The organism is Comamonas suwonensis (assembly GCF_012844455.2).
GTDB lineage: Bacteria > Pseudomonadota > Gammaproteobacteria > Burkholderiales > Burkholderiaceae_C > Comamonas > Comamonas suwonensis.
In genome coordinates this window covers 121,056-139,260 of the sequence record NZ_JABBCQ020000007.1, presented here as the reverse complement: position 1 = coordinate 139,260, position 18,205 = coordinate 121,056, and the positions used below count along the sequence as shown (strand labels likewise).

12 protein-coding genes are annotated in these 18,205 nt (G+C 60.2%); 5 read left to right on the top strand and 7 right to left on the bottom strand.

All coding sequences use genetic code 11. From position 1 onward, the window contains the following. The first annotated feature begins 10 nt into the window (after window positions 1-10). From HF327_RS09900 to HF327_RS09890, 3 genes are all read left to right on the top strand, one after another. Entirely contained in the window at window positions 11-1,381 is a 1,371-nt protein-coding gene (locus tag HF327_RS09900) for a spinster family MFS transporter (protein WP_236024126.1), read from the top strand. 20 nt (window positions 1,382-1,401) lie between these two features. Further along, complete coding sequence (locus tag HF327_RS09895; RefSeq protein ID WP_169108057.1) at window positions 1,402-2,241, top strand: SDR family NAD(P)-dependent oxidoreductase; 840 nt, start codon at window positions 1,402-1,404, stop codon at window positions 2,239-2,241. Between the two features lie 366 nt (window positions 2,242-2,607). Then, window positions 2,608-3,717, top strand: coding sequence for a Rieske 2Fe-2S domain-containing protein (locus HF327_RS09890; RefSeq protein ID WP_169108056.1), 1,110 nt, complete (start codon window positions 2,608-2,610; stop codon window positions 3,715-3,717). Window positions 3,718-3,821: 104 nt separating this feature from the next. On the opposite strand, the gene HF327_RS09885 is transcribed toward HF327_RS09890, so the two are convergent. Together HF327_RS09885 and HF327_RS09880 are read right to left on the bottom strand one after the other, a co-directional pair. Then, window positions 3,822-4,547 carry an EthD domain-containing protein gene (locus HF327_RS09885; protein ID WP_236024125.1) on the bottom strand — a complete coding sequence of 242 codons (726 nt, stop codon included), beginning with the start codon at window positions 4,545-4,547 and terminating at the stop codon, window positions 3,822-3,824. A gap of 13 nt (window positions 4,548-4,560) precedes the next feature. Further along, complete coding sequence (locus HF327_RS09880) at window positions 4,561-5,859, bottom strand: MFS transporter (RefSeq protein ID WP_169108054.1); 1,299 nt, start codon at window positions 5,857-5,859, stop codon at window positions 4,561-4,563. 203 nt (window positions 5,860-6,062) lie between these two features. On the opposite strand from HF327_RS09880, the gene HF327_RS09875 reads away from it, so the two are divergent. Both HF327_RS09875 and HF327_RS09870 read left to right on the top strand, forming a co-directional pair. Further along, on the top strand, window positions 6,063-7,775 hold the full coding sequence (locus HF327_RS09875) for an N-acyl-D-amino-acid deacylase family protein (RefSeq protein ID WP_169108053.1): 1,713 nt from the start codon (window positions 6,063-6,065) through the stop codon (window positions 7,773-7,775). Window positions 7,776-7,917: 142 nt separating this feature from the next. After that, window positions 7,918-8,316, top strand: coding sequence for a hypothetical protein (locus tag HF327_RS09870; RefSeq protein WP_236024124.1), 399 nt, complete (start codon window positions 7,918-7,920; stop codon window positions 8,314-8,316). 100 nt (window positions 8,317-8,416) lie between these two features. On the opposite strand, the gene HF327_RS09865 is transcribed toward HF327_RS09870, so the two are convergent. The 5 genes from HF327_RS09865 to HF327_RS09845 form a co-directional block, all read right to left on the bottom strand. Then, entirely contained in the window at window positions 8,417-10,048 is a 1,632-nt protein-coding gene (locus HF327_RS09865) for an AMP-binding protein (RefSeq protein WP_169108051.1), read from the bottom strand. 254 nt (window positions 10,049-10,302) lie between these two features. After that, window positions 10,303-11,673, bottom strand: a complete 1,371-nt coding sequence (locus HF327_RS09860) for a spinster family MFS transporter (protein WP_169108050.1) — start codon at window positions 11,671-11,673, stop codon at window positions 10,303-10,305. Between the two features lie 124 nt (window positions 11,674-11,797). Further along, window positions 11,798-14,209: an acyl-CoA dehydrogenase gene (locus HF327_RS09855; RefSeq protein ID WP_169108049.1), complete on the bottom strand. Its 2,412-nt coding sequence runs from the start codon at window positions 14,207-14,209 to the stop codon at window positions 11,798-11,800. A gap of 32 nt (window positions 14,210-14,241) precedes the next feature. Next, the gene (locus tag HF327_RS09850) at window positions 14,242-15,960 is read right to left on the bottom strand and encodes a GMC family oxidoreductase (protein WP_169108048.1); all 1,719 of its coding nucleotides are present in this window, start codon (window positions 15,958-15,960) and stop codon (window positions 14,242-14,244) included. Window positions 15,961-16,036: 76 nt separating this feature from the next. Next, window positions 16,037-18,199, bottom strand: coding sequence for a 3-hydroxyacyl-CoA dehydrogenase NAD-binding domain-containing protein (locus HF327_RS09845; RefSeq protein WP_169108047.1), 2,163 nt, complete (start codon window positions 18,197-18,199; stop codon window positions 16,037-16,039). Window positions 18,200-18,205: the final 6 nt, after the last annotated feature.

The following is an 18,205-nucleotide window of genomic DNA, read 5'->3' as shown; positions in this document are numbered from 1 at the left end:
CAAAAAGACGATGGCACAACCTAAAGCCACCTTCACGATGCTGCGCATGCACACCCCTCAAACCTCGCCCCCCACCGTCACATGGCGCACTCACCTGAGTCTTGCCCTGCTTGCACTGGTCTATATTTTCTCTTTCATTGACCGCCAGGTACTCTCTATTTTGCTGGAGCCGATCAAGCAGGAGTTCGGAGCGTCCGACACGCAGATGGGCCTGCTGACGGGACTGGCCTTTGGCCTGATTTATGCGCTACTGGGAATTCCCGTAGGGCGTATGGCCGATACGCAGAACCGCCGCAATATCGTCGCCGTGTGCTGCGGCGTATGGAGTCTGGCCACAGCCGCTTGCGGGTTTGCGACTCAGTACTGGCACATGCTGGCCGCCCGCATGAGCGTGGCGGTGGGCGAAGCGGGGGGCATGGCACCGTCGATCTCCATCGTTTCGGACTCTTATCCACCCAGGATGCGCTCTTTCGCCATCAGCCTGTTCATGATGGGCCCCAACCTCGGCACGCTGCTGGGCCTGGTCATCGGCGGCATGGTGGCCCAGTACTACGGCTGGCGCGCGGTGTTTCTGGCTTTTGGCATACCCGGAGTGATCCTGGCCGTGCTGGTGTACTTTTTTGTCAAAGAGCCTGTTCGCGGTGCTTATGAAGCGCCAAAGACCAAGCCCGTCGCCAATGCGGCACGTGAGCCCATGCTCAAGCAGGTGTTTCGCCTGCTGGGCATGAAGGCGCTGCGCAATATCTGCCTGGCCTGTGGCATGGCAGGTATTGCTGGCTATGGCTATGGCGTGTGGGCACCCAGCTTTTTCATTCGCATACACGGCATGAGCATTTCGCACGCGGGCCTGGTCTTTGGTATTGCCAGCGGCTCTGGCGCCGTGGTTGGTGCCATGTTCTGCGGCTGGTTGTCCGATAAGCTCACCCAGCGTGATAGCCGCTGGCAGCTGCGCCTGGCCGCCATTGGCAGCTTCTGCGCCGTGCCCGCCGCCTTGGGCGTCTTCTTCTGGCCTGTCTCTGACTTCTGGATGCTGGGCAGCATCAAAGTACCGGTGGCCATGGTGTTTGCTTTGATGTTTGGCTTCTTCGGTGCTTGGTTTGCCACGCTGTCATACAGCGCCATCAGCCAGCTGGTTGGAGCCGGCGAGCGCAGCGTGGCCGCTGCCGTGCTCAATCTTTTTATCACCTTGCTTGGCGTAGGCGTGGGCCCCCTGGTCACTGGCATGCTGTCAGACTACTTTGCCAAGACCCATGGCACAGAAGGCCTGCGCCTGGCTCTATCTGGAGTGTCAATGATGTTCTTGTTGACCGTGCTGTTCTTCGCACTGGCGATCAAGCCCTACAAGCAACGCCTGCAGCAAATGCAGTCGGCATCCGCATAACAAGAATCTGGAGACTTTTCATGACTCAACCCGTCGCCCTCATCACCGGTGCCAGCCGCGGCATCGGTGCGGCCACCGCCGTCTTCTTTGCCAGCAAGGGCTGGCGCGTGGCCATCACCGCCCGCACGCTGACCGAAGGCGCACAGCTTGAAAACCAGCTGCGCCTGCCCAATGGTCAATTGCTCTCTGGGAGCCTGCAATCCACCGCCGATGCCATCGAAGCCGCTGGCGGCGAAGTGTTCTCGCATGTCATGGACCTGATGGATCTTGGAAGCCTAGACAAGGCCACCGATGCCGTGCTCGCACGCTTTGGCCGCATTGATCTGCTGATCAACAACGCCGTCTATCAGAACCGTGAAATCAACGACCTGATTCCCGATATCAGTACCGCATCGCTTGAGCGCTCGATGCAGGGCAATGTGATCGCCCCCTTTCATCTGGCACAGCGCCTACTGCCAACCATGGTGGCGCAAGGTGGCGGACGCATCATCAATGTCTGCTCGGCAGCCGGTCAGTTCAACCCACCCGTGCCCGCAGACAAAGGCGGCTGGGGCTTTGCCTACGGCGCATCCAAGGCCGCCATTGCACGCCTGGCAGGTTGCATCAACACCGAATACAAGACGCAGGGTGTGCGCGCTTTCAGCGTCAACCCGGGTGTGGTGACGACTGAGGCGGTAAAGGCGACTCTGGGTGATGATGGCGTGCTGGCCCAGCGCTATGGCGCAGCGACCCCGGAAGAAATTGCCGCAGCCCTGTTCTGGCTGGGTACAGAAGAAGAGGCCCTGCCGTTGGCCAAAGCCTTCACCATGATTGACCTGCAACCGATCTACAAAGAACGCGTGGCCGCAGTCGCAGCGTAAATCACCGCTGCAGCGCACTGACGACAAATCAGTGCGCTCAAAAAGGCTACGGAGCAAGGATCTGCAGCCCTCTCCCTATTAGGAAGCAGAGCATGTTTAAGTGCATCGAGCTGCGTAAGCGTCTCCCGGACCTGATGTCTGGAGCAGGACGATAGCGGTCAACCCCAAGCGCAAAAATTGAGACCTGACACCGCGATACGCCAACGCCCAGAACAAAAAAGCAGGCACTCACACTCAACATAGTGCAAACCCTTGGTGGTTTGCGCCAGATCAAAGCGTCGCACTCACTCGTCCAAACAGAGTATGCGCAGCATGGCTCCCAGCGCGAAGATTCAGTGTCTAAAACAAGATATGGAGACTTCTGCAATGGCAACCACGAAGGACTACCGCCTCGGTGAATTTACCTACCCACGTGGCTGGTTCATGATTTCCGAGGCCAAGGCGCTCGACACCCACAAGCCGGTGGCGGTGCGCTTCTTCGGCCAGGATTTTGCGATGTACCGCGGTCGCGAAAGCGGCAAGGTTGTGCTGCTGGACGCGTACTGCCCCCACATGAAAACCCACTTGGCAGCGCCCAACACCACCAGCTACGTGGTGATCGACGGCGGTGGCAGTAACGTGGAAGGCGATGGCATTCGCTGCCCCTATCACGGCTGGCGCTTTGGTGCAGACGGCAAGTGCAACCACATTCCCTACCACGACGGTGCGATTCCTGCGGCGGCTGCCGTCAAGAGCTGGACAGTGGTCGAGCAGTACGGCGCGATCTGGGTCTGGTTTGATCCCGAAGGTGGCGAGCCTGATTACGCTCTGCCCACTTTTGGCGACTGGCATGATGAGACCTATGTCAACGGCCAGTGGGACTATCTGGGCGAGCTGAGCCAGCACCCGATGGAAGTCGTGGACAACATTGCCGACTACGGTCACCTGAGCCCCATCCACGGCTCCACCGTGGCGCGCTTTGAAAACGAATTCAAGGCCCACAACGCCATTCAACGCCAGTGCGGCGGCCACCGTACCCTGGTGGGCGAAGGGGGCGCCAGCGACATGCTGCACACAGACACCTGGTATCACGGCCCAGCCATTCTGGTCTCCAAGGTCAGCGGCATGTTCAACTCGTTCATGATGATCATGCACACCCCCATTGAGGACGGCAAGATCAAGGTCTGGCACAACCTGCTGGTCAAAACCGCACACGGCGGCCTGCCCACCAAGGCTGACGAAGTGGCTGCCAAGCAGTTCCAGGAAGCCAGCCGTCTGGCCTTTGCACAGGACTTTGAAGTCTGGTCGCAAAAAGCGCCTTGCCTGAACCCGCTGTTCATCCCCAGCGACGGTGCTTTCCTGAAAGCCCGCATCTGGTACAAGCAGTTCTACAACCCCCGCGCCAAGGCTGCAGAGTATCTGGACCAGTGCGAAGGCAAGTACATCCCACGTGGCATGGTTGCCTACACTCAGGAAGCCGAAGAAGCAGCGGCCTGAAAGAAGTCAGATAGAAGCGTGACTCCAAGGTAAAAAAGGCCCATGCAGAGATTGCATGGGCCTTTTTATTTGTCTGGATTATTGAGTTGGATGTTTGCGAAGTTTCAGGGTCTGGTGTGGGTCACTTCGGTCAATATAAAAACATGCTCACCCCAGCCAAATTCACCATCCTGAGCCGCGCCCGAGACATCCAGACTTTGCGCCGCACTAAGCGCCTGCTCCACAGTATCAAACCACCACTCCACAATGTAGCGATAGCCGTAACCGGCTGGTGCTTTCTCATCAAGCGTGTTGCAAACAATGTGGCTGGCCTGATTGAGCCCACCCATCCTCCACTGCGCAGGACACAGAATAGGACTCGTTGCAGCGCCCTGCCATTCATCGCTGCGCTGCAAAAATCCGATCAGCATGACTTGCGCCTTTTGCGGCAGCAAAGCCGCCGCTGCATCAGCAGCCATGCGCTCATATAGCACCTGCTGGCGGCACAACACCGAGAAGTTGCGTACATAGTCGGCAAAGACGCGCGGCTCGTCGGGGCGCATGATGGCCAGCGTTTCCGCATCGTCCCAGATAGCGGCCCCAGCCTCCCGGTCTGCCAGCACCATCAGATTGACGCCGTCATAGTCGGTACTCAATGCCGGTGCATCCGCAGGCAACTGGCGTGAACACTGAGCCACCGCCTTCACACGCTGGCCCACGTTTTTGCACTGCCGCCCCAGCGCAGAGTGCTCGCGCCAGGCCTGCGGAAAGTCAGCGGCCGCCAGCACAGGGTTGCGCCGGGCCAGGTAGATCATCTTCCACACCGTGGGCTGGTTTTTTTCTTTCATCATTGCTTCAACCATCTCACGCCACTACAGCCACAGGCGAATGAGCCTGACGATAGGCCCCGGGATAGTAAGCCAGCGCCCGCGTAAAGGCCCACAACCCTGGCAACAGCGTGCACATCATCACTACCAGCGCATAGCGCAGGCCCTGCCCTTGCCACACCGTATTGAGCACATCGCTAAGCCAGCCCGCAGCAATCGGCCCTAAGCCATTGCCCAGCAATGCACCAGACATCAGCACCATGGCACTGGCTGTCGCACGGCGCTGCACAGGCACGACCAGACTCAGCGCAGCGTAGGTCGCAGGCGCCCACCAGGCCGTAAAAAATGAATAGATCAGCATGCAGGCCAGCGAGAGCACGAACAGCTCATCGCTCACCAGCAGATAAGCCAAGCCGAAAAGCCCCGCCATGCCCACGCCGATGACGGGAATACGAATCTGCCAGCGCACATCGCCTCGGGCCAGTCTGTCCGTCAGCCAGCCAGAGAAAAGGCTGCCCGCGACTGACAAACATGCGGCCACCGCCGAGATACCGCCCGCCTGCTTCAGATTCAGATCAAAACGCCGCGCCAGCAGCGCCACATTCCAGGAGCCAATCGACAAACCTGCTATCAAAGCGCAAGCAGCTCCCACAATCATGAAGCGCGTTACAGGCTCATTCCATATTAATTTCACTGCAGATTGCGCAGGTTTGACAGCTGGGTCTTCATGGCTCATAGCTGCCTGAGTCAGTGCCCGCACAGGCTCCTGCACCGTAAAGCGCAGCACCAGCGATAGCAGCACGACTCCTAGGCCGATGATGACCAGGGTCACCCGCCAGCCCCACCACTGTGCAAACAGCGGCCCCAGCAGCAGCGCCAGCAAGGCCCCCAAGGCAGCGCCCACCCCGAACACACTCATGGCGCGCGAGCGCTCAGTCGGCGCATACAGATCAGCCAGGATAGACATGGAAGCGGCACCGCCCCCCGCATCCCCCAGCGCAGCGCCCGCACGGGAAGCGGCCAAGCCCCCCGCCCCAGTCGCCAGCGCCCCCAACGCAGCAATACAGCCGCCAATGCCTCGGCACCAGGCGATCAGGCCACGGCGCTCGTGTCGATCTGCCAGACGCCCCAGTGGAATGCCCAGCAGCCCGAAGGTCAACGCAAAGCCAAGACCCGTAATCAGGCCAATCTGCAGATCAGAAAAACCAAATTCCTGTTTGATCGGCTGCAACAGAACCGCCAGAATTTGTCGGTCCATAAAGGTCATGGCAGACAGTGCGGTCAGCAGCGCCAGCACATAAAGCCGGGAACGGTTGGATGAAGGGGTCTCTGTCATTGCTCTTTGAGTTGTATTTCGCGGGAGTCGGTGCGCAGGCAATCTCTACCCGGCAGCTTTCCTATCGTGAAGTTGAGACCCCTTGCTCACATCGTCCCAATGGACGATTCCAATACCCTGTAGGTCCTCGGTGTCACTGAACTCCTAATGTGTGCTGGCTGCCCAAGGCGGCCCTTCACAAGCATTCCCAAAGGAGAAACAAAGTGCCGCACTTTGATATGTTGATTTGCAATGGCTGCGTGGTCGACGGCACAGGTGCCCCGCCGTTTGTCGCCGATGTGGCAGTGCTGGACGGCCGCATTGCCGCCATCGGGCATTTACTCGGCAGTGCCGCGCAAACCATCGATGCCACAGGCCTTCTGGTCACTCCCGGCTTTGTTGATGTCCACACCCACTTTGATGGCCAGGCCACCTGGGACCAGCAGCTCTGGCCCACATCACAGCAAGGTGTGACCACGGCAGTCATGGGCAACTGCGGCGTGGGTTTTGCCCCCTGCCGCCCCGAAGACCGCGACACATTGATCGCGCTGATGGAAGGCGTGGAGGACATCCCCGATACGGCGTTGCATGAAGGTCTGCCCTGGACCTGGGAAAGCTTTCCCGAGTACCTGAACGCACTCGGCGAGCGCCGCTACGACATCGACATTGCCGCATTGCTGCCCCATGGCCCGCTGCGGGTCTACGCCATGGGTGAGCGCGCCGTGCGGCGCGAATCCGCCAGCGAGCAAGATCTGCAAACCATGCAGCAACTGGTTCAGCAGGGGCTGGCTGCAGGGGCCGTCGGTCTGTCCACTTCCCGCACCATGGCCCACCGCTCGAAATCTGGCGATTTCACGCCCATGTACCAGGCGGTGAGCCACGAACTGCTGCAGCTGGGCCTGTCGCTGAAGGACTATCCGAACAGCGTGTTTCAGATGATCTCCGACTTTGAAGACACGGAGCAAGAATTCAGCATTCTGAGCCGCGTCAGCCAGGCCACAGGCCGCGCAAGCACCTTGACGGTGATTCAGTACCCTTATAGGCCACAGCTGCATCGCGAATTGCTGCAACTCATCACGCAGGCCAACGCAGACGGCCAGCGCATCACCGGCCAGGTCCTCAACCGCCCCGTGGGTGTGCTCATGGGCTTTGAATGCAGCCTCAATCCGTTTTCTTGCAAACCCAGCTATGAGGCACTGGCGCACCTCCCGCCGGCAGAGCGCATCCATGCGCTAGGCGATCCTGCCACACGCCGCCGCATCCTCAGCGAGCAAGATCGTCAGCCCCATCTATTCATGGCGTACTTTGGTCATAACTACGCAGGCATGTACCCGTGGCAAGGCGATGCGCCCGTCTATCTGCCGCAGCCCGAGGATTGCGTTCAGGCGCAGGCAGATGCCGCCGCTGTCCCGCCACTGGAGTGGCTTTATGACTTCATGCTCGGCAACAACGGCCAGGCCTTGGTCTACCTGCCCATGGCCAACTACCTCAACCACGACTGCAGCGCACTGCATGAGCTGCTCAGCCATGCGCACACCGTACCCGCGCTGGGAGATGGCGGCGCACATGTCGGGACGATCTGCGACGGTAGTGCCACCACGTTCTTGTTGACCGAATGGGTGCGCGAGCGCGGCCTGTTCAGCATCGAATCGGCGGTGCAACGACTGACTCAGCGCCCCGCTGCGCTCTATGGCTTCCATGACCGGGGCACACTGGAGGCAGGCAAGCTGGCCGATATCAACCTCATCGACCTGCAGGCATTGAAAATCCTGCCACCACAAATCGTTAGAGACCTGCCCGCAGGCGGCAAGCGCTTTTTGCAGAAAGCCGAAGGCTATCGCTACACCATCAAGTCTGGTCAGATTACTTACCGGGATGGCGTGGCAACCAGTGCATTGCCCGGCAAGCTGGTAAAGCGCAGCGAACACACTGCGTAGACGTTGATCAATGGCCCGAACGGGCCATTTTTCATGGAATTCAGATGCCGCCTAGGTACCGCCTATATAGTGGAGCCGTCATCGTCCAGACCGTCACCCCATGCACTTGCGCAAGCTTTGCAGTCCGCTTCATACATGGCTCATGCTGATGAGCTTTTGCGCCATGCCTTGCAGCGCGCAAGAGGCTACAGCTTGGGAAAATCAAGCCTCGGGCCGCACGTCCATTGCCAAGCTGGGAACGGTTCACTATGAGGTGGGCTACAGCAGCGCAGGCTTTGATCACTTTGATTCTGAAATCGTGGTCAAGTGGAATGACAACGGCGCACAAACGCAAACGCTTTACGAAGGCATCTACGACAAGCCGCCCGCCAAGGTCTGGGGTTCCGGGCCTCATCTATGCATTGCCATGCAGGCCTGTGCGAGATATTCCGATCGCTGCAACCAGCATGTGATTGCACACCGCTATGACACACAAGGCAAAGCCTTTGTAGCGCTGAAGTCCGAAAAAACGGCGCACAGAATTTGCAGAGCACCACGCTGAGAATAAAAAAAGGAGGCCGAGGCCTCCTTGTAAAGTCCCGTCGTCAGGCGCGACGAACAGGGGTATTGCTCAATGGGTTTACTGGCTGTGCGCTCCGTGATCAGGCCAGCGCAGCAGCAGCCGTCAGTGGCTGGTTGTCTTGGGCGAAGGCCTTGGCCCAGCGATAGTCAGCCTTACCTGCGGGGCTGCGCTTGACCTCAGACGCGACGAACACGGCACGCGGCACCTTGTAGCCCGACAGATTGGTGCGACACACCTTCTCGAACTCCTGCAGGTCAAACGTCTGCCCCTGCTGCACCTGCACCACGGCCGCCACCTTGCTGCCCCAGCGCTCATCGGGCAGGCCGATCACCACCACGTCCTGCACAGACGGGTAGCGACGTGCCGCCTCCTCCACTTCCTCGGGGTAGACTTTTTCGCCGCCAGTATTGATGCATTGAGAGCCGCGGCCCAGCACCATGTATTCACCCGAGGTCTCGATACGGGCGCGATCACCGGTCAGCACCCAGCGGCATCCATCAATCACCACAAAGGTCTCGGCGGTCTTCTTGGGGTCGCCGTAATAGCCCAGCGGGGTGTGGCCGCTGCGCGCCAGAACGCCTTCCTCGCCCGCCTGACTCAGGATGCGCAGGTCTTCGGAGATCACGCTCAAATCCGGGCGCGGCGCAATCCTCATCAGCCCTGCACTCTCGGGCGTCTTGTCCCCGCCGCCGACCACGCCAGATTCAGAACTGGCCATGCTGTTGTTGAGCACCAGATGCGGCAGCTGCACCAGCAGCCGCTCCTGCAGATGGCGGGAGAACACCGCGCCGCCATTGCCAAAAACCATCAGCGACTTGAGCTGCCAGCGGCCGGGATGGCTCTCCAGCGCCTGAATGATGGGCAGCGCCATCGCATCGCCCACTACGGCCATCACATTGATGCTGTGACGCTCGATCAGATCCAGCATATGCACCGGGTCAAAGCTCTTGCGGTCATTCACATAGACCGGGTGCCCCGAGAAAAGGCTGATCAACGTGGCCCACATGGCCGCGCCGTGCATCAGAGGGGCTGCCGCCAGGTAAGCCAGTGCAGGGCCGTGAGGTACCAGTTGCAGCAGTTCTTCGGGGGCCTCAACCGGGGGGCAACGAAAGTAGTAGCCGCCACCGCCTAAAGCGCCCATGAACAAGGCCTTGTGTGGCCACATCACACCCTTGGGCAGCCCGGTCGTTCCGCCCGTGCAGAGCATGAAGATATCGTCATCACTACGATCCGGGTCGCTCAGCTGCGCACCGCCTTGGGCGAGCACTGGCTCGTAGCATTTCACTATCTTGGACAGTCCTTCACGCGCCTCACCCACACGCAGCGCCAGGCGCAGCGTGGGCACTTGAGGGATGACTTCCAGCACGGCGCCATCAAAATCTGCGCCGTAAACCAGTCCACGCAGGTCCAGGCTGTTGAACAGCCCCAGCAGCTCGTCGGCCACATAGCGGTAGTTCACATTGACGGGAATCGCACCAATCTTGCAGCAGGCAAAAAATGTCTCCAGATATTCCGCGCAGTTGTAGAGCTGAATGCCGACGTTGTCGCCGCGACCAATACCGCGCGCGCTCAGCGCATTGCCCAGCTTGTTGGCGCGCTCGTTGAGCTGCGTGAATGTGAGCTTTTGATCGCCACAGCCAAAGGCAATGCGCTCCGGCACAGCCTGCACCACCAGCTCAAAAATATCTGCCAGATTGAAAGTCCGCTTCATGTCTTTGTCTCCGTCTTTCTCATTGATTCAAATCCGATAGGCTGCGGCATGCTCGACGACGGCGTCATCGTCAAGCGGTCAACCGCCGCATTCATCGTCCACTTGAACTGAGGGCAGACCCTGAGAGCAAACACCCAAGTTTCCGGGCACTGATATTCACCGATAGCCGGGTGTTGTCCTACAGAAGTTTTCCTGAGTTGCAAGCCACGCTTTCATGCGCTAAACCATGCTTAAGCGCCTTTTCAATATGCGCTTCAAGCTCTCTTTTTTGCTGCCATCTGCTGCGCATAAGGTTTGATACTGCAGGCATAGGCCAGCACCCCCAGCACATAAAACGCCAGCATTGATGCAAGTGCCCAGCGCAGTGATTCATTGCCAGCGCGAGCGATAAAAGCATCGCTTAGCAGTCCCACCGTCAGCGGGCCCAGCCCACCGCCCACCGCGGTCAGAAGCAGGTTGTAAATAGACAGCGATGTGGCCAGGCTCGACGATGCAATCACATTGGCCAGCGCCGCAAAAGCAGGAGCCGCCCAGAAGCTGGAGAACACTGCAAACAGGCCATACCAGACAATCGCATGCGGAATCTGCAGACCCGCAACCAGCCACTTCTCGGGCGAATCGTTGAAGTAGAACGCCAGCCCCAGCGGAATCGAAACCAGCGTTGCCAGCACCGGAATGCCGATCTGCCAGCGCACATCACGCTTGGCCATCACATCGGTAATCCAGCCACTGAGCAAGGCGCCAAAAATCGCACCCGGCCCGCCAATAAAACCCATGATGGCCCCGGCATCTTTGAGCTGCAGTCCGTGAGAGCGCACCAGAAATGCCGTGTTCCACATGCCAATCGCGTAGCCTGAAAACGCCATCACCATGCCTGCAAGGCCCAGGCCCACAAAGGCCTTGTTGCGGCGCAAAGCGCTCATCACATCCGAGAACTTTTCGGCCACAGCCTGAGGAGGTGCAACCCGCTTGCCCAATATCTCCTGCGCACCGCGCAGGGGCTCCCGGCAAGTCAGACGCAGCACCAGAGCAATCAGCACACCAGGCACGGCCAGCCACAAAAATGCGGCACGCCAGCCGTAGTGCTGGGCAATCCACGCACCCACACCCAGCCCGACCAGCGAGCCCAGATGCGGGCCCAGACTGAACACACTCATGGCCCGGCTGCGTTGCTCTGGCGGGTACACATCGGCAATCATGGTGGTTGATGCTGCCGTGCTGCCGGCCTCGCCCACGGCAACACCCACACGCGCGGCGGTCAGACTCCAGAAGCCCACGGCCATGCCGCACAAAGCCGTAGCAATGCTCCAACCGCCACAGCACCACGCAATCAGGTTGCGGCGGTTGGTGCGGTCAGCAAACCGGCCAAAGGGCACAGCCAGAATGCTGTAGAAAAGCGCAAAGGCCAGACCGGTGAGCAGACCCATGGCACTGTCCGAGACGCCCATCTCTTTTTTGATGGGCTCAATCAGCACTCCCATGATCTGGCGGTCAATCATGCTCATGCCATAGACGAGCAGCAGCACAAACAGCAGGTAATGGCGACGCCAGCCCGTCACATTGCTCACCGCCCTCAGAGTGGCCGAAGCAGCTTTTGGCACAGTGGCCGCAGCAGATGCACTCATGTCTTGTCTCCTTGTAAGCCGTGGTCTCCGCCACGTTTCATTGATGAAATTTTCTGGACCCGGCCTGATAAAAAATGCGGCGCTCCGTGGCGGGGTCAATGCCCCGGCGCGCCGCGCAAAGTCACTAGGCAAGCAGTTCGCTAAAAGGCACATCCTTGTCCGTGCGGGTCTCAGGGGCCAGACCCAGCACCCGCTCGCCAATGCTGTTGAGCACCACTTCGTCAGTACCACCCGCAATGCGCATGCCGGCAGAGCCGAACCACAGACGCTCGACCATGGCAAAGCGCTCCCCCAGTTCGCTGGCCGCCAGCACACCACGCTCGCCCAGCAGGTCGATAGCGAAATAGCTGAACGCCTGCAGCGCAGCAGCGGCCACGTTCTTGGCACCGCTCATTTCAGGGCCGGGCTGTAAGCCCTTGCTCAGCGCCGTCAGCGCACGGCATTGCAGCAGCCACAAGGCCTGCTCTTTCAGGTAAAGATCAGCCCAGCGTTCACGCATACGGCCGTCCTGCAGCGCGGGTTGGCCTTCGAATTCGTAGTCCGCAAGCAGACCCGCCGTGGTGCGCCACAGCTCGGCGGGCATTACGCCGCCAATGGCCAGGCGCTCAGCCATCAAGCCCGTCAGGGTGACCTTCCAGCCGCCGCCCAGCTTGCCCACCAGCTGGCTGTCGGGCACAAACACGTTCTCGAAGAAGACTTCGTTGAATTCAGACTCGCCGCCTGCCTGGCGAATGGGGCGTACGGTAATGCCAGGTGACTTCATGTCCAGAAAGAAGGTGCTCATCCCTTCAAACTTGGACGCCTGCGGGTTGGTACGCGTCAGCACCAGTCCAAACTGGGCAAACTGCGCCAGCGACGTCCAGACCTTCTGACCATTGATGATCCAGCCCTCGCGGCCATCCGTGGCGCGTTCGGCCCGGGTTCGCACCATGCCCAGATCAGACCCCGCACCGGGCTCGCTCAGAAGCTGGCACCAGAGGTTTTTACCGCCCAGCGCTGGTGCCACATGCCTGCCCAGCACTTCAGGGCTGGCATGGGCCATCACCGAAGGCAGCACCATGCCCAGACTGACGTTGAACATACCGGTAGGCACCTTGACCTTGCCCTCTTCCTGGCGCCAGATCAGCTCTTGCATGGGCGTGCCGCCACGGCCACCCAGCACCTTGGGCCAGGTAATCGCTCCAAAGCCGCCTGCTGCCTTCTTGCCCTGCCAGATGCGGGCCGCCTCCATGCGCTGCTCAGCTGTCATGTCGCGGCCAAAGTAGTCGTCAGCACTGGCCTTGGGTTCGGCATTGAGCTGCAGCCAGGCACGGCATTCGGCGCGGAAGGCGGCTTCTTCGGGGGTATCTTCAAAGTCCATGGACTGGCTGTCACCCCCGGCCATGCTTTGCGCCACCTTCTCTTTCGCAGGTTCATCCATGCACTTTTGCAGCTCTGCCGCCACCTGCTCGCGCCAGGCATGGATATTGCCCAGCTCCACGGCCTGCTGGCGCGCGCGGCGGTAAAAAAGATGGCAATCCAGCTCCCATGTGTAACCCATGCCGCCATGGGTATGCAGATTTTCCTGCGCCGCATCGGAAAGCGCTTGTGTCGTGCTCACGCGCGCAGCCGCAGCGGCAGCCGCCAGCTCGGGCGCACCAGTCGCCTGAGCCATGTCGGCCGTCAGCGCCCATGCGCCGTAGTAGCAGTGGGCACGTGCCAGCTGATTGTTGGTGTAGAGGTTGGCCAGCTTGTGCTTGATGCCCTGATAGGAGCCAATGGCACGGCCAAAGGCCTTGCGTTCCTTGGCATAGGCGGCGGCCATCTCCAGCGCTGCATCGGCCGCACCCAGCTGCTCAAACGCCAGCATGACGGCGGCGCGATTGCGCACGCGGGCCAGCACCTGGGCGGCGCTGCTTGCACCATCCAGCAGCTCGGCAGCCGTGCCGCCAAAGCTCAGCGATGCATAAGGCTTGGAAGGGTCCAGCGTCTTGAGCGCCTTGCGCTGCACCGAGGTATCGAATTGGAAGGCCACCAGCACATCAGCGCCAGCCGCATTGCGCGCCAGTGCCACGCCCCATTGCGCCGCCATGCCGTCGGCCACCAGCAGGCATTCACCCTTCAGCGTCTTGCCATCAAACGCGGGCAAATCGGCCAGTGGCTTTTGACCATCCGTGGGTGCTGCCAGACAGCCGATACTCCCCCCAGAAACAGGCTGCAGCCATTTCTGGCGTTGCGGTGATTGCTCTTTCGTTGATAGCAGAAAGGCCTGCACGGCCAGATACATGGTGGATGCCAGTGGCACGGGGCTGAGCTGGCGACCCACTTCTTCGGCCACCACGCACATCTCCATGGCACCCAGACCAATGCCACCGCAATCGTCAGGCAGCATCAAACTGGTCACACCGAGCTGCGCCATGCCGCTCCACACGCCTTGCGCGTAAAGGCCTTCACCTTCAAGCAGTGCGCGTGCCTGCGTCAGTGGGGATTCCTTGCTCAGAAATTTGCGAATCTCAGTACGCAAAGCATTCTGGTCGTCATTGAAATCAAAATTCATTTTTTTCTTGTCTCCACAGATGGCCCTAAGGCTCACACCACTTCAGCCGCGCCCATTGAACTCAGCACAGTCGCAGCCATCAGGCCCGAAACCTTCCACTGTTTAGGTGCTGGCGGCAGCAAGCCCAGCACCAGATCGGCCCCTTTATCGCCAATCACCACCGATGCGGCATTGGTGTTGCCAGACACCAGATGCGGCATGACCGAGGCATCGATCACGCGCAGGCCCTGCACGCCCTTGACCTTGAGATCCGGCGTCACCACCGTCATGGCGTCATGCGGCTGGCCCATGCGACAGCTGCCGCTGGCGTGGTGACCAGATCCCAGATACATGCCAATCCAGTCCAGCAGTTCTTCATCGCTTTGCAGGTTCGGCGTGGGGCGGGTCTGCGTCTCGATCAACCCCACCAGCGCGGGCTGCTGGGCAATCTTGCTGGCCATACGCACGCCGTAGAGCAAGGCCTTGCGATCGCGCTCGTCGTGCAGAAAGTTCATGCGGACACTGGCCAACTCTTCAGGCTTGCTGCTCTTGAGCTTGAGCACACCACGCGAATAAGGGCGCACCTGATACGGTGCCAGCGTCATGCCGGGAAATGCTTCCGTGCGGTAGTTCTTGCCGCTTTGCATATAGCCTTCGATATCACCCGTCACGGGCAGGCCATGCAACTGGATATCGTTGTAAGGCAGGCTGGGGTCGCTGCTGAACCAGGCTGCAAATTCGGATGCAGGCATGGCCATGGCACCCTGCCTCGTCAGCAAGTACTTGATGAGCGAAGCGCCAATACCCATGCCGCGAAACGATTGGTTGAGGCTGGGCGTACCCACCTTCATGCGCCAGGACATGGGCGCGATGGCATGGTCCTGCAGGTTCGCACCCACGCCGGGCAGATCAACCTTGACCTCAATACCCATCTCGCGCAGATGCTCTGCCGGACCAATGCCCGAGAGCATAAGCAACTGCGGCGACTGCAGCGCGCCAGCGCATAGCAAAATTTCCTGATTAGCACGCGCGCTGTGGCTGCCGCCTGCCTTGTCCTTCCAGTGCACGGTAGTAGCACGCTGGCCATCCAGACCAATGCGAGTGACCAATACCTGCATGCGTACATCCAGATTTCCACGCTGCATGGCCGGCTCAATGGCGTTTCTGGCCACCGATGAACGCTGGCCATTTTTGAGATTGACCTGAAACAGACCCGCACCATCCGGGTGACCGTTGTTGAAGTCCGTGCACGCCGGCATGCCGGCCTGAATAGCGGCTTTTACCATGGCCAGCGACACAGGATGCGGCTTGTGCAAATTACTAGCCGTCAGCGGCCCGCCCCGGCCATGCCAGGGCTTGGTAAATGCTTCCTCATCGCTTTGCTGATCTTGGGTACGCACAAAGTACGGCAGCAGCTCCTCATAGCTCCAGCCCGTTGCCCCCTGCTCGGCCCAGCTGTCGTAATCGACCCGGTCGCCACGGATATAAATCATGCCGTTGATGGAGGACGATCCACCCAGACGCTTACCGCGCGGCAGGCTGATGCGGCGGCTGGCCGCGTGCAACTCAGGCTCTGTCTCGTGCCCCCAGGAATAGCGGGGGTTGTTGATCATCTGCCCCCAGCCAGAAGGCATGCTGACCAGCAAATCCTTGTGACTTGCCCCGCCTTCCAACAGCAAAACCTTGTGCTGACCGCTCTCGCTGAGCCTTGCCGCCAAGGTGCCACCCGCCGAGCCCGCACCGATGACGATGTAATCAAAAACTTCATCCATGGCTTGTCTCCATTGATTGATTTATCGGATGAATATCTGAACCAGGGGCGAGCGCTGCCCACCCCTTCAGCCTGCATCAGGCTCTTGCGGTCTTGCCGTAAAAGGTCTGCCCCTTGAGCGCCATATCACGCAGCAACTGTGGCGGGCGCAGTTGCTCGCCAAACAGCTCGGCCAGTCGATCGGCTTCCGCGACGAACTGGGGCAGGCCCACGCCATCAATGAAGCAGAAAGGCCCACCGGTGTAGGCCGGAAAGCCCACGCCCAGGATCGAGCCGATATCGCCATCGGCCGGTGCCATCAATACGCCTTCTTCCATGGCACGAGCGCCCTCCACGGCCTGCACATACAAAATGCGCTGCTTGAGGTCATGCGCGCTGGGCTGCAGGCTTTTCAGCGGGTAATGCTCAGCCAGACCAGGCCAGATGCGCTTGCCGCCGCTTTCGTCGTAGTCATAAAAGCCTTTGCCCACCTTGCGCCCCAGACGTCCCAGATCAAACAGCTTGTTGATCACAGGAACCGAGCGGCCCTGCTTGTAGTCCTCAGGGAACTCCTTGGCCTGCGATTCGCCAGCGTGCTTGGCAAGATCTATGGACAGCTCATCGGTGATGCCCAGCGGCCCCACGGGCATGCCCGCATGCTTGGCGCAGTTCTCGATCAGCGCGGGGGCAATGCCCTCGGCCACCATGCCAATGGCATCGTCCACAAACGCGCCAATGAAGCGGCTGGTGAAGAAACCGCGCTTGTCGTTGACGACGATGGGTGTCTTCTTGAGCTGGGCCACAAAGTCCAGCGCCTGGGCCAGCGTGGCATCGGATGTCTGCCTGCCGCGAATGACTTCCACCAATGGCATCTTGTCCGCAGGCGAGAAAAAATGCAGGCCGATAAAGCAATCAGGGCGCTCGCTGGCCTGCGCCAGCAGGCTGATGGGCAGGGCCGAAGTGTTACTGGCCAGCACACAGGTCGGCGGCAGAACGGCGTTCAGCTTTTTCGTAACCTCGGCCTTGATGGCCCGGTCTTCAAACACGGCTTCCACCACCATGTCGGCGTCGCGCAGGAGTTCGTAATCAGTGCTGGGCGTGATGCGCGCCAGAATGGCGTCGGCTTTTTCGCGGGTCTGGCGGCCCTTGCCCACCAGCTTGGCCAGCACCTTTTCAGCGTACTGCTTGCCCTTATCGGCTGCAGCCTGTTCGCGGTCTATCAGCACCACTTTGATGCCGCGTTGCGCCGCCACCAATGCAATGCCCGCGCCCATCATGCCCGCGCCCATCATGCCCAGCTTGCGGCATGTAAATGGCTCAAAGCCTGCGGGCCGGTGCATGCCCTTCTCGGCCTTGGTCTTGTTGACAAACAGCGTGCGGATCATGCCGCGAGCCACCGGGCTGCGCGACAGCGTGGCCATGTACTTGCTCTCGATACGCAGGCCTTTGTCGATCGGCAACTGGCAGCCTTCGTAGATACAGCTCTGAATGCACAGCGGCGCTGGCATGTTGTGAAAGGTTTTGGCCTGCAGCAGGGTGTTGCCCACCACAAAGGCCGGGGCCACACGCGGGTCCAATGGGCCACCACCGGGAATGCGAAAACCTTTGACATCCCAAGGCTGAGTGGCCGAGTCATGCGCCAGCAGCCACTGGCGTGCCGCAACCAGCAATTGCTCAGGCGCAACCACATCATCGACCAAACCAGCTTCCTGGGCCTTGACGGCCTGCAGCTGCTTGCCCTCCATCAAGAAAGGCAAGGCCGCCAGAATGCCGATCATGCGTGGCAGGCGCTGCGTACCGCCCGCACCGGGCAGCAGACCCACTTGCGCTTCGGGCAGGCCCACCATCACGGTCGGTGCATCTGCAGCAATACGATGATGGCAGGCCAGACAGATTTCATAGCCGCCGCCCAGCGCCATGCCATTGATGGCAGCCACCAGCGGCTTGCCCAGAGTTTCGAGCTTGCGCAGCAGCCTAGAAAGCGAGGCGCAGGATTCAAACAGCTCCTCAATGGGCATATCGGCCATGGCATCGATATTGGCTTCCATGCCCATCAGGTCGGCACCGGCCACAAAACTGTCCTTGCCCGAGGTGATGATGCCGCCACGCACCGTGGCGTCGCCCTTCATGCGTTCAATGCAGGTGTCCAGGCTGTCCATGAAAGCCTGGTCGATCACATTCATGGTCTTGCCGGGGTAATCCAGCGTCAGTGTGGCGATGCCGTCGGCGTCCACCGCATAGCGAATGATGTCTGTTGTCATGATGAC